General features: G+C 63.6%; 22 protein-coding genes. 5 read left to right on the top strand and 17 right to left on the bottom strand.

Translation table 11 applies throughout. From position 1 onward, the window contains the following. Nucleotides 1-12: 12 nt before the first annotated feature. Nucleotides 13-432 (bottom strand): nuclear transport factor 2 family protein, encoded by a 420-nt coding sequence (locus tag M1E17_RS12940; protein ID WP_457962438.1) that lies wholly within the window; start codon nucleotides 430-432, stop codon nucleotides 13-15. 58 nt (nucleotides 433-490) lie between these two features. Between M1E17_RS12940 and M1E17_RS12935 the strand changes: the two genes are divergently transcribed. From M1E17_RS12935 to M1E17_RS12915, 5 genes are all read left to right on the top strand, one after another. After that, the gene (locus M1E17_RS12935) at nucleotides 491-1,168 is read left to right on the top strand and encodes a peptide deformylase (protein WP_457962437.1); all 678 of its coding nucleotides are present in this window, start codon (nucleotides 491-493) and stop codon (nucleotides 1,166-1,168) included. Nucleotides 1,169-1,224: 56 nt separating this feature from the next. Continuing rightward, complete coding sequence (locus M1E17_RS12930; protein ID WP_457962436.1) at nucleotides 1,225-2,115, top strand: putative RNA methyltransferase; 891 nt, start codon at nucleotides 1,225-1,227, stop codon at nucleotides 2,113-2,115. A 132-nt stretch (nucleotides 2,116-2,247) separates the two neighbouring features. After that, entirely contained in the window at nucleotides 2,248-2,712 is a 465-nt protein-coding gene (locus M1E17_RS12925; protein ID WP_457962435.1) for an NfeD family protein, read from the top strand. A 39-nt stretch (nucleotides 2,713-2,751) separates the two neighbouring features. Beyond that, the gene (locus M1E17_RS12920) at nucleotides 2,752-3,699 is read left to right on the top strand and encodes an SPFH domain-containing protein (protein WP_457962434.1); all 948 of its coding nucleotides are present in this window, start codon (nucleotides 2,752-2,754) and stop codon (nucleotides 3,697-3,699) included. 340 nt (nucleotides 3,700-4,039) lie between these two features. Then, entirely contained in the window at nucleotides 4,040-4,387 is a 348-nt protein-coding gene (locus M1E17_RS12915; RefSeq protein ID WP_003802221.1) for an RNA polymerase-binding protein RbpA, read from the top strand. Nucleotides 4,388-4,490: 103 nt separating this feature from the next. On the opposite strand, the gene M1E17_RS12910 is transcribed toward M1E17_RS12915, so the two are convergent. From M1E17_RS12910 to M1E17_RS12835, 16 genes are all read right to left on the bottom strand, one after another. Next, on the bottom strand, nucleotides 4,491-5,234 hold the full coding sequence (locus tag M1E17_RS12910; RefSeq protein WP_457962433.1) for a polyprenol monophosphomannose synthase: 744 nt from the start codon (nucleotides 5,232-5,234) through the stop codon (nucleotides 4,491-4,493). Nucleotides 5,235-5,361: 127 nt separating this feature from the next. Beyond that, entirely contained in the window at nucleotides 5,362-7,020 is a 1,659-nt protein-coding gene (locus M1E17_RS12905; protein ID WP_457962432.1) for an amidohydrolase, read from the bottom strand. A gap of 69 nt (nucleotides 7,021-7,089) precedes the next feature. Continuing rightward, nucleotides 7,090-10,038 carry a DEAD/DEAH box helicase gene (locus tag M1E17_RS12900; protein WP_457962431.1) on the bottom strand — a complete coding sequence of 983 codons (2,949 nt, stop codon included), beginning with the start codon at nucleotides 10,036-10,038 and terminating at the stop codon, nucleotides 7,090-7,092. A 24-nt stretch (nucleotides 10,039-10,062) separates the two neighbouring features. After that, nucleotides 10,063-10,857: a twin-arginine translocase subunit TatC gene (gene tatC, locus M1E17_RS12895; protein ID WP_457962430.1), complete on the bottom strand. Its 795-nt coding sequence runs from the start codon at nucleotides 10,855-10,857 to the stop codon at nucleotides 10,063-10,065. 48 nt (nucleotides 10,858-10,905) lie between these two features. Beyond that, nucleotides 10,906-11,178: a Sec-independent protein translocase subunit TatA gene (tatA, locus tag M1E17_RS12890; protein ID WP_457962429.1), complete on the bottom strand. Its 273-nt coding sequence runs from the start codon at nucleotides 11,176-11,178 to the stop codon at nucleotides 10,906-10,908. 32 nt (nucleotides 11,179-11,210) lie between these two features. Next, on the bottom strand, nucleotides 11,211-11,561 hold the full coding sequence (locus M1E17_RS12885) for a hypothetical protein (protein WP_457962428.1): 351 nt from the start codon (nucleotides 11,559-11,561) through the stop codon (nucleotides 11,211-11,213). Between the two features lie 10 nt (nucleotides 11,562-11,571). Further along, a complete protein-coding gene (locus M1E17_RS12880) occupies nucleotides 11,572-13,560 on the bottom strand; it encodes a helix-turn-helix transcriptional regulator (protein ID WP_457962427.1) in 1,989 nt (662 codons plus the stop codon). 131 nt (nucleotides 13,561-13,691) lie between these two features. After that, on the bottom strand, nucleotides 13,692-14,087 hold the full coding sequence (locus M1E17_RS12875) for an FKBP-type peptidyl-prolyl cis-trans isomerase (protein ID WP_457962426.1): 396 nt from the start codon (nucleotides 14,085-14,087) through the stop codon (nucleotides 13,692-13,694). A gap of 66 nt (nucleotides 14,088-14,153) precedes the next feature. After that, nucleotides 14,154-15,086: an FKBP-type peptidyl-prolyl cis-trans isomerase gene (locus tag M1E17_RS12870; protein ID WP_457962425.1), complete on the bottom strand. Its 933-nt coding sequence runs from the start codon at nucleotides 15,084-15,086 to the stop codon at nucleotides 14,154-14,156. Between the two features lie 111 nt (nucleotides 15,087-15,197). Next, the gene (gene pafA, locus M1E17_RS12865; RefSeq protein ID WP_457962424.1) at nucleotides 15,198-16,562 is read right to left on the bottom strand and encodes a Pup--protein ligase; all 1,365 of its coding nucleotides are present in this window, start codon (nucleotides 16,560-16,562) and stop codon (nucleotides 15,198-15,200) included. Between the two features lies 1 nt (nucleotide 16,563). Further along, entirely contained in the window at nucleotides 16,564-17,271 is a 708-nt protein-coding gene (gene prcA, locus M1E17_RS12860) for a proteasome subunit alpha (RefSeq protein WP_457962423.1), read from the bottom strand. 1 nt (nucleotide 17,272) lies between these two features. After that, a complete protein-coding gene (prcB, locus tag M1E17_RS12855) occupies nucleotides 17,273-18,094 on the bottom strand; it encodes a proteasome subunit beta (RefSeq protein WP_457962422.1) in 822 nt (273 codons plus the stop codon). Between the two features lie 81 nt (nucleotides 18,095-18,175). After that, nucleotides 18,176-18,379 carry a ubiquitin-like protein Pup gene (locus M1E17_RS12850; protein ID WP_214959339.1) on the bottom strand — a complete coding sequence of 68 codons (204 nt, stop codon included), beginning with the start codon at nucleotides 18,377-18,379 and terminating at the stop codon, nucleotides 18,176-18,178. 87 nt (nucleotides 18,380-18,466) lie between these two features. Then, nucleotides 18,467-20,140: a depupylase/deamidase Dop gene (dop, locus tag M1E17_RS12845; protein ID WP_457962421.1), complete on the bottom strand. Its 1,674-nt coding sequence runs from the start codon at nucleotides 20,138-20,140 to the stop codon at nucleotides 18,467-18,469. Continuing rightward, complete coding sequence (arc, locus tag M1E17_RS12840) at nucleotides 20,137-21,888, bottom strand: proteasome ATPase (protein WP_267279212.1); 1,752 nt, start codon at nucleotides 21,886-21,888, stop codon at nucleotides 20,137-20,139. The genes dop and arc overlap by 4 nt, the downstream gene beginning before the upstream one ends. A gap of 82 nt (nucleotides 21,889-21,970) precedes the next feature. Next, a complete protein-coding gene (locus M1E17_RS12835; RefSeq protein ID WP_457962420.1) occupies nucleotides 21,971-23,050 on the bottom strand; it encodes a tRNA (adenine-N1)-methyltransferase in 1,080 nt (359 codons plus the stop codon). Nucleotides 23,051-23,097 lie beyond the last annotated feature (47 nt).

Here is a 23,097-nt window from a genome sequence, read left to right as displayed (position 1 = left end):
ACGGCGGCGGGCTCAGGAACCGGGGAAATAGCAGTCGTAGCTGTCCTGGCTGACGATGAGTCCATCCCGGACCTCAAACACCGATGACGTCCTGGCCCTGATCGTCTCGCCCGAATCCCAATACCGGAGGTCCATGACGGACGTAGCTGACCAGTCCGCTTCGAGCACAACGCGGCCACCCTCGCTGGTGGTTCGTCGGATGTCGAACTTCTGGTTGGCAACCACCTGTGAGCTCTGGTCGGCGCCTCTGAGTACCTGCTCCAGGGTGCGGGTGGCACCGTTTGGCGCCAGCAAATGCGGCGCCTCCACCAACACAAACGCGTCGGAGAGGAATCGGCGGATCTTCGCCCCGCCCCCTCCGGCCTCCAGGGTCCGGACAAAGTCGAGTACGACGTCCACGGGCAGGGTCTCCGGTGCGGTCAGTTCAGCCATGGCATCGAGACTAGCCGATGCCTGCCACCGCGCCTTCGTCCGCCGCTAGGCTTTCCCCATGAGCCCAGCATCACCGCCAACACCGTTCAGCCCGTCACAGATTCAGGAAACAGTGCAGGAGATCCTCGCTGCCGAATCGCTCCCGCAGATCGTCCAGGCCGGGCATCCAGTGCTGCGCCAGCAGGCAGCTGCCTTTGATGGCCAGATCAGCCCGGCAGAACTGGAGCAGCTGATCAGCCTGATGAGTCGCGTGATGCACGAAGCCCCGGGCGTGGGACTGGCGGCGCCGCAGCTGGGAATTCCCTTGCAGCTTGCGGTGCTGGAAGACCAGTTCGACGTCGATCCGGAGGCAGCCGCGCTCCGCCACCGGACACCGCTGGACTTCCTGAGCATCCTGAACCCACGCTTCAGCCCAGTCGGTTCACAGAATGCGGCCTTTTTTGAAGGCTGCCTGTCCCTGAATGGTTTGCAGGCCGTGGTGGTTCGCCCTGAACAGGTACTGCTCAGGTTCGAAACGCCGGACGGACTCTCCACTGAACGGCACTTTGAGGGCTGGCAGGCACGGATCGTCCAGCATGAGACCGATCACCTCCAGGGCATCCTGTACGTTGACCGCGCCGAGCTCAGGTCATTAAGCAGCAATGCCGAATATGCAGCCCATTGGGCCGAAGCGGGTATTGGCAAGGCACGTGCTGCGCTGGGTTTCCTTCCGGAAACCGCTGAGCCGCTCCCCTAAGGGTCCCCTGGTTCCCCGCGGACGCCGGCTCAGTCGCCAGCCCTAAGATGGTGCCTATGCCAATCTCCGCTGACCCTCCGCTGCTGTGCCCTGTATGCCGGGCTCCGCTCAGCGCCACAGGCGACGTCAGGCCTGCCTCCCCCGGCGCAGCCTTGCGCTGCGATGCGGGGCACAGTTTTGATGCGGCGAAACAGGGCTACTTCAATCTGCTGGTCGGGAAGGGCACCGTTTTTGAATCGGATACAGCCGAGATGGTGGCTGCGCGCTTCAATTTCCTCGAAGGCGGCCACTACAGGCCCCTGGCTGAGGCTGTCGCGGCGGCCGCTGCCCCGCATCTGGCCGGCAGCGGCCGCGCCGTAGTCGATTCCGGAACGGGAACCGGCCACTATCTCAGGCAGTTGCTGGACACGGTAGCTCCCGCTGCTGCAACGGGTCTCCACGCCATCGCCCTGGACATTTCAAAATTCGCGCTCCGGAGGGCGGCCCGGCTCAACCCGGAAGCAGTCAACCTTGTCTGCGATGTCTGGCAGCCGCTTCCCGTGGCGGACTCCGCCGTCGACGTCGTCACGGTCATTTTCGCCCCGCGGAACGCGGCTGAATTCGCACGGATTCTCCGGCCGGCCGGCCGGCTGGTAGTGGTCACCCCGCGGGCGGGGCATCTCGCGGCAGTGAGGGCGGAAACGGGAATGCTGGCCATCGAGGCAGGCAAGGACGACAGGCTGGCCGAGGCGATGTCCGGGCATTTTGATGTCGAATCCGCCCATGACCTGGATATTTCCCTGAACCTGACACCAGTCGAAGTTGCCGACCTGGCATTCATGGGGCCTGCGGGACACCATCTGAACCGCGACGGCCTGATCCAGCGGCTCTCCGGCCTTGCCCCGACCACCGCAGTTGAGGCCCGCTTCCGAATCACGGTCCTTGGCCTGGCAGGGCGCCCAGGGTAACAACTTGGCCACTATCCCCCACGGGTCACCTGCCGCCTGCCGCCCCGCATGCCATCGGACTAGGATGGAATAACAGTTACTGGAGGACCTGTGGCTGCGTCAGGCTGCAGGATGCCGACAAAGGGGGACGGAATGTTCGAATGGCTGAGCGAGAATTGGTGGGCGCTGTGGCTCACCGTATTTCTTGCCTTCGCAGTGATCGAGATGATCACCCTTGACCTGTTCTTCATCATGCTTGGCGGTGGCACCCTCGCCGCCCTTGTCGCCGATTTCGCGGGCGCGGACCTATGGCTGCAGATCGTCGTCTTCTGCGTCGTTTCGCTGCTCATGATTGCATTTGTCCGGCCTGTAGCGCTCAAACACTTGAAAAAGGGACCCTCCGAGCAGCGCACCAACGTAGACCGGCTCATTGGCGAACAGGCCCTGGTGATGGAAGCGGTGACCTCCACAGGCGGCCTGGTGAAGATCGGCGGCGACGTGTGGAGTGCGCGCTCGGCCACAGGCGTGCTGGCCGCGGGGCAACGGGTGGTGGTGTCCGCCATCGACGGCGCAACGGCCGTCGTTGCCGCCCAGCCGGAGACCGCCAACCCATCCTGAATGCAGCTTCACTAACTACTGGGGAAATAAAGGAGATGTATGGATAACGCAGGAGGAGCCGCCGTGGGCATTGTGTTGGTGGTCCTGATCGTATTCGTGATTATTGTTCTGGTCCGCTCGGTGCGAATCATCCCACAGGCGAGGGCAGGCGTCGTCGAGCGCCTTGGCAAGTACCAGCGGACACTCAACCCGGGCCTGACCATCCTGATCCCCTTCGTGGACCGGCTCCTGCCGCTCCTGGACCTGAGGGAACAGGTGGTCTCATTTCCTCCGCAGCCGGTTATCACCGAAGACAACCTGGTGGTGTCGATCGACACGGTGGTCTATTTCCAGGTCACGGATCCGCGTGCCGCCACGTACGAGATTGCCAACTACATCCAGGCCGTGGAGCAACTCACCACCACCACGTTGCGTAACGTCGTGGGCGGCCTGAACCTGGAAGAGGCCTTGACGTCCAGGGACCAGATCAACGGCCAACTGCGCGGAGTGCTCGATGAGGCCACAGGCCGGTGGGGCATCCGTGTTTCACGCGTGGAGCTCAAGGCCATCGATCCGCCGCACTCCATCCAGGACTCGATGGAAAAGCAGATGCGGGCCGAGCGTGACCGCCGGGCAGCCATCCTCACCGCTGAAGGTACCAAGCAGTCCGCCATCCTCACGGCCGAGGGCCAGCGGCAAGCCTCCATTCTGGCAGCAGAGGGTGATGCGAAGGCAGCCATCCTGAGGGCAGACGGTGAAGCCCAGGCCATCCAGAAGGTCTTCGACGCCATCCACAAGGGCAACCCCGACCAGAAGCTGCTTGCCTACCAGTATCTGCAGACGCTGCCCAAATTGGCTGAAGGATCATCCAACAAGCTGTGGATCATCCCCAGTGAAGTCGGCGAGGCCCTCAAGGGCATCGGAAATGCGCTCGGCGGCACCAACCCGGATCTCCAGTCAGGCCGCGGATTGTTCGATGAAGAGCCGGAGAAGCAGCCCCAGCCCTGACAACGGGGCCGGCGCCCAGGCTGTATCCGGGTATAGCAGGCGGGGAGGTGACCTTCACTGAAGGTCACCTCCCTGTTCTGTTTCGCTGTCCTGTACCGCTTTCCTGTATCGCTGCTCTTCGCCCCTGTTCACCCGCTCAGGAGTATGGTATTTTGCCCCACTGGCCGCGCACCCGTATAATAGGGTATTTGTCCGGTAGGTGCAGATCCGCTGGAACAAGAACGCTTCGCAATGCGTTGAATCTTATGATGCAGCACAGTGCACACAGTAGTCCGACGGCGCCTGGTCGCCGCCGGCTAGCGTGGAGCCTTGCTCCGCGAACCGACCAAAGGGAGAAAACATGAGCGATCGCAGCCTGCGGGGTATGCGCCTTGGTGCACAGAGCATGGAGACCGAGTCCGGCGTGGAGCCGGCCCCGCGTCAGCGTGTCGAATACAGGTGCGAGGACGGCGAGCAGGTCTTCGTTACGTTCTCCTCCGAAGCGGAGATTCCCCCCGTGTGGGTTTCCAAGACCGGCAAGGAAGCACTCCTGGTCGACGGCGAACGGCCGGACACCAGCAACGAAAAAGCTGTCCGCACCCACTGGGACATGCTGCTGGAACGCCGCTCGCTCCCAGAGCTGGAACAGATCCTTGAAGACCGGCTGACCATCCTGCGCGAACGGCGTGGCGAACGGCGCAGCGCCTAGCCGCAACGCTGTAGCAGCGTCACCAACGGCAAGGGCCGCCCTGCACCATGTTCATGGTGCAGGGCGGCCCTTTTCAGTTTCTCCGCCTGTTTGGCTGGTTCTGCTAGCTTTGGTCCGCCGTGTCGCGTCCGGTCAGTTTGTTCCATCTGGCCTGCAGGCCCCACTTGGTGACGTTGATCATTGCTTCGACCACGATGTTTCCGCTCATCTTGGACGCGCCCAGCTCACGCTCCACAAAGGTGATGGGGCGTTCCTCGATCCGGAGCCCCATTTTGGCAACGCGCCAAGCAAGGTCCACCTGGAAGCCGTAACCAACCGAGTCGATCTGGTCCAGGTTCAGCTTTTCCAGCGTTGTCCGCCTGAAGGCCCGGTATCCGCCGGTTACGTCCTTGATCTTGAGGCCGAGCATAATGCGGGCGTACGTGCTGCCGGTCCGCGAAATGGCCTGCCGGTACAGCGGCCAGTTGACCACTTTGCCGCCGGAGACCCAACGGGAACCCATGGCCAGGTCCGCACCCTGTTCTACTGCCTCCAGCAGCTGGGGAAGCTGTTCGGGCTGGTGGGACCCGTCAGCATCCATTTCCACCAGGACGTCGTACCCGGCGTCCAGGCCCCAGCGGAAACCGGCAATGTAAGCGGCGCCCAGGCCTTCCTTGCCCTTGCGGTGCAGGACGTGGACCTGGGGGTCGTCGGCAGCGAAGCTGTCGGCAAGCTGGCCTGTGCCGTCCGGGCTGTTGTCGTCCACCACAAGCACATCCGACTCCGGCACTGCCGCGCGCAGGCGCTGGAGTGTTTTGGGCAGGGATTCCAGCTCGTTGTAGGTGGGAATGATGGTAAGGACGCGCACAGGGAGCCTTTCCTGGAGGGGAGCGGTCGGAGCGACTGAGGCACAGCGGTAATCGCAGGCGCAGGCGCAACTACCCATTATAGGGTGATTCCCTGCCCGCTCCGCTCAGGAACGGAGCCACCCCCGCTCAGGATCGAAGCGCAGGACTGGAGTACAGCTCGCGGCCGTCCCTCACAGTCTGCAGGCAGACGGGGTCCCGGCCGGTGTCCAAAGCCGGCAACAACGGGGTACGGGCCCGCGGATCGGTGCTCCAGGACTGAACCCTTCCATCGGCCACCTGGACCATCAGTTCATCCACCTCCCACACGGCGAAGGAGGCTGGCGCTCCCGGCACAAGTTGTCCTGCCATGGGGTTACGGTACTTGGCCGCCCGCCAGCCTGCCCGGGTATGGCCCAGGAACGCAGCCCTCGCCGAAATCCGTTCGTCCTGGTTGTGATGCTCCAGGCAGGCACGGACACTGGACCACGGCCGCAATGCCGTGACGGGGCTGTCGCTGCCGAAGCAAATGGGGACCCCCGCCGAATAGAAGGACGCGAAGGAATTCATGGTCCGGCTGCGGCCGCCCAGGCGCTGTTCGTAGAGGCCGCCTGCCGCGCCCCAGGCCCCATCAAATCCCGGCTGGGCGCTGACCGTGACAGAGTAGTGCGCCAGCCGCGCGACGGCGTCGGAATCGGCCATTTCCACGTGCTCAAGCCGGTGGCCGGCGGCACGGATGCGCTGTTCGCCCACCTCCGCCGCGGCAAGGTCAAATGCTGCCAGCACCGCATCCAGCCCGGCATCGCCAATGACGTGGAATCCCCCCTGGATCCCCAACAGCGAACAGGCCGCGACGTGGGCGGCCGCCTGGTCTGCGGAGAGGTACAGCCTGCCCCGCTCACCGGGCGCGTCAGCGTAGTCAGACCGAAGCGCCGCAGTCCGGGAGCCAATGGATCCGTCAATGTTCAAGTCGCCGGCGAGGCCGCGTACCGGGACGCCGAGTGAGTCCAGGACTCCGCGGGCATGTTCTTCCGAGGTGGCCAGTTCGCCCCAGTACGGGAGAACTTTCGGAACAGCCTGTTCCTCCTGGTCAGTGGTCCAGGAGGCGGCGACCCGAAGATCATCCGCCCCTCCGATATGCGGCGCGGCCATCTCCGCCAGGGCGACGTAGCCGTTCTCTGCGGCTTCCCTCAAAGCCTGCATTTGATAGGCCCGCAGCGACTCCGCGGAAAGTTGCCGCGTGGCCTGGCGTGCGGCCGTATGGGCTGCCCTCTTGACCTGGCTGCCTGCCGAAAAGCCATCCAGGCCGGCAAGCCCGGCGGATGCGGCCAGCGATGAAGAGACAAGGGCAGAATGAACGTCCACCCTGGACAGATAGACGTCCCTGCCGCCGGCAGCCCGCTGCAGCTCATCAGCGGTGGGCAGGGCAGGATCGGCCCACGTGGACTCATCCCAGCCATGGCCAAGCACAGGCCCGTTGGCGTGTGACGATGCAACCGCCTGCAGGAGCTGCCCGGCTGAGCGGACGTCCCCGAGCTGGAGGGATCCCAGGGCAATGCCCGTTTCGGTCAGGTGCATATGTGAATCGACAAATCCCGGCGTGATGAGGGCTCCGTGAAGGTCGATGATTTCCATGGAGCCGTCCGCGATGGACGAGGCCGCCTGCTCTGAGCCCACCCACGCGACGGTGTCACCGTCCACCAGCATTGCTGTGGCGAAGGGATCCGCGGCGGTGTACACGGATCCGTTCCGGTAGAGGACAACCTTGCGTTCGCGGCGGGACGGCTCCGGGGAAGGCGTACTGGTCATGGCGTTGTAGAGCTCCTCAGTGATGCAGGCGGTGCGGCAGTTGCCGCCAAGGCAGGTTGGAAAAGGTCGTCAGAGGACTGAAGAGTAGGCCACCACTCCACGCCGGATCAGGGAGATCGCTTCGGCGCACAGGCGTGCCAGGCGTGGTTCAAGGCCGGGAATCTTGGCAATCTGGTCCAGGAGGTCAATAACCTGCTTGACCCACCGGACAAAGTCGCCGGCGGCCAGGTCGGTGCCGTTGAGCACCTCCTGAAGATGCCTCCCGCGGGCCCATTTGTACATCGGCCACACGAGTCCCAGTTCAGGTTCCCCGGTGAGCGGCAGCTTGTTCTGTTCTTCCACGTCCTCCAGGGCCGACCATTCCCGGATCACCAGGTCCACCGAGGATTCCAGGGAGATGCTGGGCATCCTCGGCCGAAGCCCCCTGTCCTCACGTTTGGCTTGGTACACCAGGACGCTCGCCAGGGCGGCTACCTCAACGGCGTCCAGGTCATCGAACGCACCCAGCCGGAGCGACTGCGAGATCAGGAGGTCTTTTTCACCGTAAATTCGCCGCAGCCTTTGGCCGTCAGCGCTGATGGCCAGCCTGCCGTCACCGGCGGCTTCCAGGTAGCCATAGGCGGAGAGCACATCACAAACGCGGTCGAACGTTTTGGCGATGGTGTTGGTCCGGCCCTGGATCTGGCGGACCAGCGCATCAGTTTCGCGCCGAAGCTTCCACCAGCGTTCGGACCACCGTGCATGGTCTTCGCGTTCGCTGCAGCCGTGGCAGGGATGGGCCCGAAGCGCCCGTCGCAGGTCCGCGATGCGCTTTTCCTGGTTGGGCAGCGCAGTTGCCAGGCCAAAATCGTTGTTGCGGTTGCTGGTGGGGGCCGGCGGCCGGTTTTCCCGAAGCGCATTCCGGGCGGAAGACGCAAGGTCCCGGCGGGACTTGGGAACCTTGGCATTGAAGGATTTTGGAATCCGGATGCGGGTCAGGGGTGCAATGGGCCCTTCAAGGTCATCCGTCCCGATCCTGCGCAGCTGGTTGTCCAGCGTAAGCACAGCTGGCCGCGGCTCCCGGCTGCTGTGATCGGAGCTGAGCACAATGGCCGGACCCGGGGCGCGGCCGCCGGGCACGTCCACCACGTCTCCCGGAAGCAGGCGCGCCAGGGAGTCGTCGCTGAGGGATTTCCGGGCCCGTGACTTGGTACGCGAGGTGACATTCTCGGCGTCGGACAGTTCCCGGCGCAAGCGCGCGTACTCCGTAAAGTCGCCAAGATGGCATGTCATGGACTTCGCATACCCGGCCAGGGATTCTTCGCGGCTGCGGACCTGTTTGGCCAGGCCTACCACCGAACGGTCCGCCTGGAACTGCGCAAAGGACGACTCCAGGATCTCCCTGGCACGGGCGCGGCCGAACTGCGCCAGCAGGTTGATGCTCATGTTGTACGTGGGCCGGAAGCTGGAGTTCAGGGGGTAGGTCCGCCGGGAGGCCAGGCCCGCAACCGCTGCCGGATCGGTGCCCGGCTGCCACAGCACCACAGCGTGGCCCTCGACGTCGATGCCACGGCGTCCTGCCCGCCCGGTGAGCTGGGTGTACTCCCCTGCGGTGATGTCCACGTGGGCTTCGCCGTTGAACTTGTCCAGCTTCTCCAGGACCACTGAACGGGCCGGCATGTTCACGCCCAGGGCGAGGGTTTCGGTGGCGAAAACAGCCTTCACCAGCCCTTCGGCAAACAGTTTCTCCACCACTTCCTTGAACGTGGGGAGCATGCCGGCATGATGGGCGGCGAAGCCTCGGAGCAGGCCGTCGCGCCATGTCCAAAAGCCCAGGACGTCCAAATCATCCGACGGAATGTCCTGCCCGGCTTCGTCGACACGCTGGGCAATAATGCGCTGCTCCCGCTCGGTGGTCAGCCACAATCCCGAGGAAACACACTGAGCCACGGCAGCATCGCAGCCCGCCCTGGAAAAAATGAAAGTGATGGCCGGCAGCAGGTCCTGCTTGTCCAGGCTGGCTATGACCTGTGGGCGGCTGGCCCGCCGCACACCCGTGGCCTGGGGAGGCCCGTCGTCGCCCCGCTGCCTGTGCTGGCGGCGCTGGCTGCGTCCGCCGTGTCCGAAGCGGCCGTTGAAGTTCTGCCGGCTCTCTATTCTGGCCATGGCCAGCAAGTCGGGGTTGACTTCAAACCCCCGTGGCTGGGCTGCAGGCCGCCCCGGTTCATCCCGGATCACTTCGACGGCAATTCCATCGCCTGCCTCCGCCGGCGGCGCAATCTCATCAAACGTGGTTTCGCCGGCGAACAGGTCCACAATCTCCCGGCCGACCATAACGTGCTGCCAGAGGGGCACCGGCCGGTGCTCGGACACGATGATGTCCGTATCCCCGCGAACGGTGTCCAGCCAGGCACCGAACTCCTCCGCGTTGGATACCGTGGCGCTCAGGGACACTACCTGGACCTCGCTGGGAAGATGGATGATGACTTCCTCCCACACCGCGCCGCGGAACCGGTCCGCGAGGTAGTGCACTTCGTCCATCACCACAAAGCCCAGGTCATCCAATGTATCGGAATCGGCATAGAGCATGTTCCGAAGGACTTCGGTGGTCATCACCACCACGGGGGCGTCTCCGTTGATGCTGGTGTCACCCGTAAGGAGGCCCACGTTCGCGGGCCCGTATTTCTCGGCGAGCTCAGTAAACTTCTGGTTGCTCAGCGCCTTGATGGGGGTGGTGTAGAAGGCCTTGAGGTTCCGCTCCAGCGCGAGGTAGATGGCGAACTCGCCCACGATCGTCTTGCCGGCTCCGGTGGGGGCTGCCACCAGCACTCCCTTGCCGGCCTGGAGCGAAAGGCAGGCCTGCCGCTGGAAATCGTCAAGCTCAAAGTCCAGGGTGCGGATGAAGCCGCCAAGGTATGTGGCTGCCTCGGCCGTGCGCTCTGCGCTGGCCCGGTAGCTATCTGCGGGCGACAGTGGATCTGGATCGGTGGGCCCGGTAGAAAATGGCCCCGAAGAGAGCGGCCCGGAAATGGAGGACATACCCCAAGCCTAATGCGCTGAGGGCTACAGGTTCTTCAGCTCAGTGCCCGGGGTTGCGATATCCGCATTCGCCTCAGTCTCGGCAGCCTGCTTGGCTGCCCGCCGGCTGCGCCGTTTGTCGTTCATCAGACAGATTCCTATGGCGGCAAAGAAGAGCAGCAGCAGCGGACCAGCAAGCATAAACATAGAGATTGCGTCGGCACCCGGGGCAGCGATGGCCGCCAGGACAAAGACGAGGAATACTGTGATGCGCCAAGCCTTGAGGATGGTCTGGCCGGAGATGACGCCGGCCATGTTGATGCCGACAAGGACCACCGGCACCAGGAAGGCGATACCCAGGACCAGAACCATCCGGGTCACAAACTCGATGTAGGTGCGGGCATCGATAACGCTGGAAGACCCGGTCGGGGTGAACTGCGTCAGTGCCCGGACCACCTGCGGGACCACCAGCCAGCCCGCGTAGATTCCGGCCAGGAACAAAGGCACTGCTGCCGCCATGTAACCCAGGGTGTAGCGCCGCTCTTTCGAGGTCAGGCCCGGGGTGATGAACGCCCACAACTGGTAGATCCAGATCGGGCTGGAAATAACCAGGCCGATCAGCAGCGACATCTGCAACTTGAAGTCGAATGGTGAAGCAATCGTGCCAAAGTTGATGGCGGAGAGCCCACCGGTTTGCTGTGAAATGCGGTTCACCGGCTCGGCCAAGGCCGAGAGCAACGGGTCATAGAGGAACCAGCCGCCCACGCCGCCGACGACAACGCCGATGGCGGACTTGATCAGCCGGTTCTTCAGCTCCCTGAGGTGGTCCCAAAGAGCCATCCGCCCTTCAGGGTTTGATTTACGGCCCCTCGTTAGTGCCACTGCAGGTTAAGCGCGGTTCGACGGCGGAGCGTCAGTACCGTCGGTCGGCTCACCGGGTTTGCCCTGCGGATGGTTGACGACCTTACCCTCTACGGGCCCCGATGCATCGGTGGTCTCGGTCTTGCCGTCGTTCTTCATTTCCTTGACTTCGGATTTAATGATCCGCATCGACTGCCCAAGGCTGCGCGCCATGGCCGGAAGCTTGGGCGCGGCAAAGAGCAGCAAGGCCACGACGATGATAATTACGATTGGCCACGGGCCATCAAAGAGTCTTCCCACGGGAGTTCCTTTCCTCTGGATACATCCTACGTCTAAGTGAAGTCGAGATCGCCCAGTAGCTGCGGCTGGCCCCGGTCGGTCCTACGCTGAACCCGCCTTTGGCGGCGCTGTTCCCGGCGTGATGACGCGGATGTGTGGTAATCATGCCGCATCCGCACGGGTGAGGCAAAAACGGCTGAACCGGGCTGCTCCGCCTTGTCCGCCGGGCTGTCCCCTGGCGGAGCAAGATCCGGATTCAGCCGCGCCAGTTTCTCTCCTGCGGCACCCAGATCCTTGACCGTTGCCATGAACTGGCGGAAAAGGCGGATGCCCAAAAAGACATAGAACAGGAGGGAGAGCGCAACAAGCGCTATCCAGAGCAGAATCCAGGACCACCAAGGCATGCTGAGAAGTCTAGCCGCCGTACCGGTCCAACGAGGCCTTGACCCAGTTGCGTGCAGACTCCGCCAGTTCCGCAGGCTCCAGAATGCGCACCGCACCCCCATGCTGGGCCACGAACATTGGCAGCCAGGCAGTGTTGCCGAACCGGATCTCCGCCACCAGGCCGCCGTCCTGAAGGGCTGCCGTGCGTTCGGCGTAGTAGTCGTCAGCCAGCCCGGCGCCCTGCCTGGTGAGCTGGACCGTCACCGTGACGTCGTCGTCGGTGGGAGTGAAGAGCTTGGCGGGGAAACCTTCGGCGGGCTCCATGTCGCTTGACGCCTGTTTGCCGTTTCGCCGCAACTCCTGGACCCGGTCCAGCCGGAAGTTCCGCAACCCCTGCACAGAATGGCAGTACGCCTCGAAATACCACGTGTTGTCCAGCGAATAAAGACGGAGCGGGTCAACGTCGCGTTCTGAAAACCTGTCCCGCTGCGGGGACAAATACACAAGATGCAGCTGGGCTCGGTCATCGATCGCCTGATGGATCAGTTCGAGAATCGCGGAATCCGCCGGACCAACCTCAGGCCCCGCGAGGGAGCCGGCGCGAAGTCCCTCTTCACCTGCTGCTGCCATGAGCTTCAGGGTTACGGATTCCAGCGCTCCGCCCTCAGCGAGTTCCGGCAGGCCGTTCAGCGTCTCCAGACCAGTGAGGAGCGCACAGGCCTCCTCCACGGTGAAGCGGACCGGCCTGGTGAGATCCAGATCCTGGGTGATATAGACGTGGTCGTCCTCCCACTGGATGTCCAGGAGGTCGTCCGGATACCCCTCGGGAAGGCCGGAACAGATGAGGATCCGCAAGTCATCTTCAAGTTCAGTGCGCGTGACCCCAAACCGCCGCGCAACGTCCTGGATGTGCAGCCCCTGGTTGTGCACCAGGAACGGCACCAGCTGCAGCATCCGTTTGAGCTGATCCTCAGACGTCCGCTTGCGGGCCGTCCTGGCCGCTGTGGCATCGGAAAACCTGAACTCCGGAACCGGAGACGCGCAGAAGTCAGCGGCGGCACGCAGCCTTCGCCGGACGGCCGTGACGAGCTCGTCAGGCGAGACTGCCAGGGCATCCGGGCCGTAGGAAGCCAGTTCCTCGGCAAGCACCTCCGCATCCCTGAACTGAAGCTCAAGCCTGTCGTACCCGGCGTCGGGAGCTCCCATATCCCCGCCTTCCTCGGAGACCGCGGCGCGCTGGCGCAAGCCCACCAGCCGCCCCGCCCTGACGTCCACGACGGCGGTCCGAAGCGGGAGTTCCGGAAGTCTTGCCAGCACTTCCCGGATGTTGAAGTTCTCCGGCGGCGAATAGCGCTCCTTGTCCAGTACCGAGACGGCACTGGTGATCCGGGAGAGGCGGAAATGCCGCACAGCCCGGCGCGTGCGGTCATAGCCGGCAAGGTACCACTGGCCGAAGCGGCTTCCCAGGCCCCAGGGTTCCACCGTCCGGTGTTCCTCGTTGCCTGTACTGCCTGCCAGATAGCTGAAGGTGACAGGGTGCTGGGCGTGCATGGCTCCGACGAGATCATCGAACGCCCTGCCGGCGGGTTTGATTCTTGGCTGAACACCGACGGGAAGTCCAACGTCAGACAGGCCGCCGGAAGCCTGCAGCTTCCGCAGCGCGTTCTCTGCGGCGGCGCCCAGTGCCGCCCGTTCCCAGAGCTGCGAGGCCAGCAGAAGTACCGTCCACTCCCCCGGGCTGAGCCGGACGTCCGGCAGCCTGTTGGACTCCTTGCCGATCCGGTAGCGCGTGGTGGCGGGATCGTCCTCACTCCAGCCCAGGTCCGTAACCGTCTCCACGTCAAAGCCGAACTGCCGCAGGTCGTTCTTGTCACGCTCGAACATCCTGCCGAAGGCCACGTCATTGCCGGACGTGTCGTGGTAGACCTTTTCGCGCAGTTCGCTGCGGCGGAGGCCGTATTTGGTGTTGAGGAGTGCGATCAGCAGATTCAGGAGGCGCTCTGTACGGGATGCGGACACGCAGGCTACGTTACTAAAGTCCGTGCCGGAAAGCAGAAAGCGCGGCAACAACAGGACAACAGTCCTGTTCGTTACCGCGCCTTCAGCGCCGGCGTCAGTGCCTTTTGCGGCTACGCCTTATACGGCTCCGGTCAGCGGACGCCCACGAGGTCGACCACAAAGATCAGGGCTTCGTTGGGGCCGATGGCTCCGCCGGCACCGCGTGATCCATAGGCGAGTTCAGAGGGGATCTCCAGGCGGCGGCGTCCGCCCACTTTCATGCCGAGCAGGCCCTGGTCCCAGCCCTGGATGACCTGGCCGACGCCTACGCGGAAGTCCAGCGGTGCGCCGCGGCCCCAGGATGCGTCGAATTCTTCGCCGGTGGACCAGGCAACGCCCACATAGTGGGTGGAGACGGTGTCGCCGGCCTTGGCCTCGGCGCCGTCACCCTCGATGAGGTCAGTGATGACCAGCTCTGTGGGGACATCGCCTTCCGGGAAGTCAATTTCCGGCTTCTGGCGGTCGAAATTGCGCTGACCAAATGACATGGTTGCTCCTTCTAGTTGGTGGGGCGTGGTGAGTGGAACAGGTTTGTGAATGTTGTAGCTGTAGAGCTACTTAACGCCGAGGATGTCGACAACGAAAACGAGGTCGCCCTTGGCTTCGCCCTGCCCGGCGTCACCATAGGCCAGGTCTTTGGGGACAACCAAGAGTACACGCGAGCCAACTGTCTTCCCGGCGAGCCCCTGCGTCCAGCCCTTGATGACACCCGTCAGCGGGAAGCTGGCGGGCTCTCCGCGGTCGAAGCTTGAATCAAACTTGGTGCCGCCCACGAGGTTCACGCCCACGTAGTTGACGGTGAGGGTGTCTGTTGCCTTGACTTCGGCGCCCTTGCCCTTGATCAGGTCCTGGGCCACGAGGGCAGTGGGCGCCGCAGCGCCATCCACGGAGATCTCCGGAACGCCCTGGTCATTTTCCTTGACGGTGGGCAGGCCTGCAGGCGGAGTGACGGGATCGCCCTCTGGCTTTTCGAGCGCCGGTGGGACGTCCTTGGCGGAGAGCACCTTGATCAGCAGCAGCTGTGTGGGCTGGGCCGGGGCGCCGGAGGCGGCAGCAGCCTGGCCGGGAATGGCAAGGGCAAGGCTCGAACCGACTTTGGCGCCAACAAACGCGTTGTAAATGAAGGCGCTTCCGGTCTTGAGGTCCTCGTTGAGTTCCAGGGGCTCGGGCTCACCGGCGAAGGTGTCCTCCAGCGTGGAGCCGTCGGTTCCGTTCAGGGCGAGGATTGAGATGTTCGCAACCTGGTTCGGTTTGACGGGATCCCCGCTGCCCTCGGCGACCACCTTGACAGTGGGTTCAGTCACTTCGAGTGGCTTGGTGAATTCGACGCCGGGAGCTTTTTTGTCCCCGTTGTCCGTCAGTTTCAGGGAGTCGAACTTCGCAGTATCGCCAGCGGACTGACTGGTGGGTTCCGGTGCTGCGGGCGACCCGCCACAGGCGGTAAGCAACAGCAGACCGGGGATAAGAATTGCAAGTAGTCGGCGCACGTAAGAGAACTTTCGTCGGGGCAAGGTGGATGCGGTGCCGGAACTCGTTCACTCGGCACCGCTGCAGGGCCAAAGAACGGCCCTATCCAGAATAGCCCCTCAAGCTGTGTGTCAGCCCATAGAGTCCAGCAGGGCATCCACACGGTCGTCCACGCTGCGGAATGGATCCTTGCACAGGATGGTCTGGTGTGCGCGGTCATTCAGCTTCAGATGCACCCAGTCCACCGTGTAGTCCCTGCCCAGTTCCTGGGCGCGGCGGACGAAATCTCCCCGTAATTTGGCCCTGGTGGTCTGGGGCGGGGCGTCCACCGCATCCTTGACTATGGTGTCATCCACCACGCGACGCACCACGCCTCTGGACTGGAGCAGATAGTAGAGTCCGCGGCTGCGTGAAATGTCATGGTAAGTGAGGTCAAGCTGGGCAATCCGCGGTGCGTCCAGGCCCAGGCCATGCCGTTCCCGGTAGTTGTCCATCAGCTTCTTTTTAATAGCCCAGTCGATTTCTGTTTCGATGGTGCTGGTGTCGCCGCTTTCAATGGCCCTCAGGGTCCTGCCCCACAGGTCAAGGATGAGCGGGACATGCGGGTTGTGCGCACCGTTCTCCTGAACGAAAGCGATGACCTTGGTCAGGTACTCCTGCTGGATCTCCAGCGCCGTCAGTTGGCGGCCGTTCGCCAGCCGGACCAGGGCACGGCCAGTGAGGTCGTGGGAAATTTCCCGGATGCTGCGGATGGGGTTTTCCATCCGCATGTCGCGCATGATCACGCCGGCCTCAATCATCCGCAGGATCAGGTCCACCGTGCCCACCTTCAGCAGGGCCGTCGTTTCGGACATGTTCGAATCGCCCACAATGACATGGAGCCGCCTGAAGAACTCGGCATCGGCGTGTGGTTCGTCCCTGGTGTTGATGATGGGACGGGACCGTGTGGTGGCGGACGAGACACCCTCCCAGATATGGTCGGCCCGCTGCGAAAAGGCGTAGGTGGCCCCGTGCGGCGTTTTGAGGATTTTTCCCGCCCCGGCGATGAGCTGCCGGGTAACAAGGAAGGGAATGAGGATTTCGGCCAGCCTGGAGAACTCGCCCCGCCGCGGGATCAGGTAGTTTTCATGGCTGCCGTAGGAGTTGCCGGCCGAATCAGTGTTGTTCTTGAACAGGTACACGGTGCCGTTGAAGCCCTCAGCCGCCAGCCTGGACTGTGCTTCGTCCACGAGGTCATCAAGGATGAGTTCGCCTGCCCGGTCGTGGGCGATGAGCTGTGCAAGGTCATCGCATTCAGCGGTGGCATACTCGGGGTGCGATCCGACGTCGAGGTAGAGGCGGGAACCGTTGGTGAGGAACACGTTGGATGACCTCCCCCAGCTGACCACCTTGCGGAAAAGGTAACGGGCCACTTCCTCGGGCGCCAACGGCCGTGAATCCGGGCTCGAGTACGAAATGCCGAACTCGGTTTCAATACCGAAGATCCTCTTGTCCATTTCAGTCCTCCTCAGCAAGCAACGCCGTGAGATCGGCGTCATTCAGTCGCCGGAAGGCGCGCCGCGAGCCACGGGAGCTCTCGGAAACGCGGTCCAGCACGGCAACTTCCACGGCTTTGGCTGGCAGTTCCCCTGCTTCCGTGTCAGTGACCAGGCCTTCCATCGCGAGACGGATCGCATGGGGGAACCGCAAGGACGAGCGCCAGCCTGCCGCAATGGCGGATGACACCTTCTCAGCCTGGCCGCCCATGACAATGAAGCCGTGCTCATCTGCGATGGAACCGTCGAAAGTCAGCCGGTAGAGGTGGTCGCGTTCCTGCGTGGGTCCCACCTCGGCCACTGCCAACTCCACTTCGAAGGGCTTCTGTTCCGCCGTGAACACGGCACCAAGGCTTTGCGCGTAAACGCTGGCAAGTCCGCGGGCCGTGACATCCTCGCGGTCGTACGAGTACCCGCGGACATCGGCATACCTCACACCTGCCTGGCGAAGGCTTTCAAATTCGTTGTACTTGCCCACCGCGGCAAACGCGATCTTGTCGTAGATCTCGCCGATCTTGTGCAGCGACGGTGACGGGTTTTCGGCAACCAGCGCGATGCCGTCCTCACAGCTGACCACCACCACAGAGCGGCCGCGTGCGATGCCTTTCCGTGCGAAGTCCGCACGGTCCTTCATCAGTTGCTCAGGCGAAACATAAAACTGCTGCGTCATCTCAGGCCTCCCGCCGTGCGCTGGAACGGGCTTCGATGATGTTTCCTGCCACCGTGGCCAGCTCGGACTCGGGCACGCGCCTGGCACCGGACCTGTTCACAGTGTAGACAATCGGCCAAAGCTGACGGACGGGATCGGGGCCGCCGGTGGCGGAATCGTCGTCGGCAGCGTCGTAAAGCGATTCCACGGCCACCGAAACTGCCTCGGCTTCCGTGAGGTTGGGCCGCCATAGCTTTTTCAGAGCGCCGCGGGCGAAGACCGAACCGGACCCCACCGTGTGGTGTTCCCGTTCCTCGTACCGGCCGCCAGTGACATCGTAGGAGAAGAGGCGGCCCACGCCGGCCGTGGTGTCAAAGCCTGCAAAGAGGGGAACCACGGCCAGTCCCTGCATGGCCATGGGAAGGTTGCTGCGGATCATGGCCCCCAGCCGGTTGGCCTTGCCATCCAGGCTGAGCAGCGTGCCCTCGATCTTTTCGTAGTGTTCCAGCTCCACCTGGAAGAGACGGGTCAGGTCTATGGCGATGCCTGCTGTTCCTGCTATCCCCAGGACTGAATACTGGTCCGCCGGAAATACCTTTTCAATGTGCCGGCTGGCAATCACGTTGCCCATGGTGGCACGCCGATCACCAGCCATCAGTACGCCGCCACCGTAGCTCATCGCCACGATGGTGGTGGCATGCGGCACCTGCAGGGGTGTGCCCGGATTTGCCCCGGCCGGAAGGTCACGGCCGTAGGGAAGCAGTTCCGGGCGGTCCCGCTGCAGATGCTCGGTAAATGACGACGTCGCACTGGCGGCTACCTGATTGGCGGTTGATTCCTGCACTCATGCACTCCTTGAACGTGGTACTTCAGCGTCTGTACAGTTTCCGGCCGTCCGCGGCTTCCGCCAGCATCCGAACCCGGGTTACTGACCGCCCTTTTGGACGAACGCGCGGACAAACTCTTCAGCGTTGGATTCAAGGACGCCGTCGATTTCGTCGAGGAGGTCATCCACGCCCTGGGTGGACGCCGATGCCTGGGCTTCAGGGGGCGCGGGAGGGGCCTCCGGCACGTCTTCCTCGACCTGGCTGTCGCGCGATTGTGGCTGCTGCTGCTCCTGGCCTGCCATTGTTATCACTCCCTCTGTGAGTCATCGGATCCGGGACGGATCTTCCGATATGCCCATATTGCCACGCCGTCGGCCGGCTTGGGCGGTTTACGCCGGAGGCGGAGCAGTCTTGTGTCCCAGCAGCTCTGCCAGGAAAGGACCGGCCGTCCGGTGGCGGGCAAAGAGCCCTCCGGTGAGTGCTTTGGTGCCACGCAGCGGTTCCCTGGTGGGCACCCGCTGGAGCCGGCCGTATCCCGGTACATCGAAGATGACCGAGTCCCAGCTTGCCCCCACCACATCCTTGCCGAAGCTGCTGATGCAGCGGCCGCGGAAAAAGGCACGGGTGTCCGACGGCGGTTCGGTGACCGCAGTGGCGATGTCGGCGTCGTCGATGATCCGTTGCATCCGGTTCCGCGCGAGGAACCTGTAATACAGGCCCTTCTCCGGACGGATATCCGCCCACTGCAGATCCACGAGGCCAAGCCTGGCGTCGTCCCAGGCGAGCCCGTCACGGTCCCGGTAACCCTCCAGAAGGGAAAGCTTTGCCAGCCACTCCACCGATGAGGCGGCAGCCGCCCTGTCCGAGTCCAGCTGCGTGAGCGTGGACGCCCAGCGCTCCAGGACCTCGTGGGTGTGCCCGTCCCCGTCGACGGCGTCGCCAACCCCTGTGTCCTGGGCAAGCTTTGCGGCGGCCTCGTGATACATCCACTGAAGATCCAGGGCTGTCACCCTGCGCCCGTCCAGCAGCCTGAGTTTGGCAGTCAGGGACGTGTCGTGGCTGACGGCCTGCAGTGCGGCGACAGGCTCGTGCACTTCCACTTTCGGTGCAAGGCCTGCTTCGATGAGGCTGAGAACCAGCGCTGTGGCGCCAAATTTCAGGTAATTGGACACCTGGCTCAGGTTGGCGTCCCCGATGATCACATGCAGCCGGCGGTACTTGTCCGCGGTGGCATGCGGTTCATCACGGGTGTTGATGATGGGCCGGCGGATGGTGGTCTCCAGGCCCACTTCGGCCTCGAAGAAATCCGCACGTTGGCTGATCTGGTAACCCGGTGTGGAGCTGTCCTGTCCCAAACCCACCCGGCCCGAACCGCACATGATTTGCCGGGTAACGAAGAAGGGTGTCAGGCCCCGCACGATGTCGCCAAACGGGACGGAGCGCGGCATGAGGTAGTTCTCATGGGAGCCGTAGGAGACGGACTTGTTGTCCGTGTTGTTTTTGTAGAGGTTGACGGCGGGGAGTTCGGGATCCGCCGCGAGCCGCCGGACTGCGGCCAGGGCTACGAGGTCCCCTGCCGCGTCCCACTTCACGGCGTCACGGGGACTGGTGACCTCAGGGCTGGAATACTCCGGGTGCGCATGGTCCACGTACAGGCGCGCGCCGTTGCCCAGGACCATGTTCATCAGCAGCGTGCCTGACTCGTCCTGCCCGTCCAGTTCCAGTTCCTCGCGCCCGTAGGCAAGGGCCACGGCTTCGGCGTCAAGGACCGGCGGTTGGTCAGTCAGTTGGCTGGGATGCGCCGATTCCCGCTCAAGGGTCCAGCCGCGGGCGTCGTGCAGGGGCTCCTCGTCGGTGTAGTCCCACCGCGTCTCTGCTCCGCCGGCCGCGCGCTGGCGTGTCACCTGCGCATACGCCTGCACTACCCGGGCGGACATCATGGTGGCATTGGCGCCGGGGGCCGAGGGGGCATGGATACCGTACTCGGTCTCAGCCCCCATGACGCGCATGGCCCCGCCGACGGGGAGCGATCCTCCGACGACGGGTTCCGGTGCAGCCGTCACAGGTACTGCCCTGTGTTCGGCATCGTCTCAATAGACTTGCCTGGCTCCTGGCCGGCCTTGCCCTGGACGATGGTGCGGATGTAGGTGATCCGCTCGCCCTTCTTGCCGGAGATGCGTGCCCAGTCATCCGGGTTGGTGGTGTTGGGCATATCCTCGTGTTCGCGGAATTCATCCACTACGGCACGGAGCAGGTGCTCGATCCGCAGGCCCTTCTGGTGCAGCGTCAGCAAATCCTTGATGGCGTACTTCTTGGCCCGGTCAACCACATTCTGCACCACTGCGCCGGAGTTGAAGTCCTTGAAGTAGAGCATCTCCGTGTCGCCGTTGGCGTAGGTGACTTCCAGGTACTCGTTGGACTTGTCTGTGGAGTACATGGCTTCCACCGTGCGCTGGATCATGGCGTCCACGGTTGCCTGGACGTCACCGTCATGCTCTGCGAGATCGGACTCGTGGAACGGCAGGTCAGTGGTGATGTACTTGTTGAAGATGTCGGCTGCGGCCTCGGCGTCGGGGCGGTGGATCTTGACTTTGACGTCCAGACGGCCCGGACGCAGGATGGCCGGATCAATCATGTCCTCGCGGTTGGAGGCACCGATCACAATCACGTTGTCAAGCCGCTCCACGCCGTCGATCTCACTGAGCAGCTGGGGAACGATGGTGGTTTCGACGTCTGAGGAGATCCCGGTTCCGCGGGTGCGGAAGAGGGAGTCCATCTCGTCGAAGAACACCACTACGGGGCTGCCGTCGGACGCCTTTTCCCGGGCGCGGGAGAAAATCAGGCGGATGTGCCGTTCGGTCTCCCCCACGTACTTGTCCAGCAGTTCAGGACCTTTGATGTTCAGGAAGTAGCTCTTCAGATCTACGTTGCCTGAACGTTCTGCCGCCCGGGCGGCCAATGAGTTGGCTACTGCCTTGGCGATGAGGGTCTTGCCGCAGCCCGGCGGACCGTAGAGCAGGATCCCCTTGGGTGCCTTCAGGCCGTGCTCACGGTAGAGGTCAGGGTGCAGGAACGGCAATTCGACGGCGTCCCTGATCTGCTCGATCTGCGGCCCCAGGCCACCGATGTCCTCGTACGTGATGTCCGGGACTTCCTCGAGTACGAGGTTTTCCACCTCGGACCTGGGTACCTTCTCCAGGGCATATCCTGTGCGGGAGTCGATGGACAGTGCATCGCCCACCCTGAGTTTTTCGGACAGCAGTGCTCCGGAGAGCCGGATCACGCGCTCTTCGTCCGCCCGTCCCACTACCAGGGCGCGGTCTGCGCCGAGCATTTCCTTGAGTGTCGCAAGCTCTCCCGCACGCTCGTAGCCGAGTCCGGCCACGATCAGCAGTGCCTCGTTCAGCAGGACCTCCTGGCCCACTGCCAACTGGTTGATGTTGACCAGTGGACTGATCCCCACCCGCATCTTTCGGCCGGCATTGAAGATGTCAGCGGATTCCTCCGTGGCGGCCTGCCCGCTGCTGCCGGCCGACGGCTGCCGCTTTGGGTTCAACTGGAGGATGGTGCCAAAGCTGTACGGCGGCTGCCCTTCCTGGTCCAGCGCGTTCTTCAGCCGAAGAATCTCCGCTTTCGCAGTTTCCAGCATGCTGACGAGCTTGGCGTTGTTTTGTGTCGCGGCTGCCAATTGGCGGTCGATGTGCCTGAGTTTGTCCCGGAGGATGTTAACCTGCCGGTCGGCAACGGACAGATCGTTGGCGGCAGACTGCTCCGCCGGTGTGCGTCCGGAGTCCTGGTTCGGCGTCTCCATCATGCATCAGCCCCTTCCTGCGCTTCTCTTAAGACCTTAGCCCCAAGTTGGCAGGTACAGCTGAAGACTCCCGAAATATGGACTAGTTCGTGATCTCCGGTTCGTCTTTAACGGGTTCGTCCTTAACGTTGGTGCCGGCGATGGCGTCCCTCGCTGCGCGGCGAAGTTTCTTGTCTGAGACCAGCCGTTCGCCCACCGCGCCGGGCGTCCAGGCATTGACGTCCTCTTCATTGAAATCCGTTTTGGACGGCCGGCGCTTGACCGAAATCCCGGTGACACCGTCAGCCAGCCGGCGGGTCACCAGCAGGAAACCGGTGTGGGCCACCATGCGGTGGTCTGGGCGGACCGCCAGGCCTTCCAGATGCCAGCCACGCACCAGGGATTCCCAAGCGTCGGGCTCGGTGAAACGGCCGTCGGCGCGGATGGCCTCGGCAGTCCGGGAGAGCTGCGTTACGGTGGCCACGTAATTGATCCAGACGCCGCCTGGGGCAAGCACCGTGGCAACGGCGTCGAGGCACTCCCACGGCGCCAGCATGTCCAGGACCACGCGGTCAATGGACCCGGGGGCTTCGCTGCGGACCACTTCTTCCTGGAAATCGCCGAGCGAGACCTTCCAGGCGGGGTGGGGGCCACCAAAGATGGTCTCCACGTTGCCCCGGGCAATGTCCGCGAATTCCGCCCGGCGTTCAAAGGAGTGCAGGTAGCCGTTGTCGCCCACGGCCCGCAGCAGCGAGATGGACAGCGCGCCGGAACCGACCCCGGCCTCCACTACCCTGGCGCCGGGAAAGATGTCCGCCATGGTGACAATCTGCCCTGCATCCTTCGGGTAAACCACGGCGGCACCCCGGGGCATGGACAGGACAAAATCGGAGAGAAGCGGGCGCAGCGTCTGGTACTGCTGGCCAACGTTGTTCACCACTACCGAACCGTCCACCTTGCCGATGATCTCGTCGTGGTTCAGGAAGCCGCGGTGGGTGTGGAACGCGCCGCCGGTTTCCAGCGTGATGGTGTTCATCCGGCCGCGTTCGTCGGTCAGCTGGACCCGCTCCCCCTCCCGGAAGGGACCCCGGCGCCGTGCAGCGCCTACAGGCTGCAAGCCGCCGGCGACAACACCGTCTTGGGTTGTTGCTGTGGCTTCGTTGGCGGCAGTTTCGCTGCTCATGATTCTTCCTCGCTCCTGTAAAACTGTGGGGCCGCGCACTGTAGGGC

The organism is Arthrobacter sp. D1-29, from assembly GCF_054130585.1.
The sequence above is the reverse complement of the archived record's forward strand: the minus strand, read 5'-3'. Positions and strand labels throughout refer to the sequence as shown.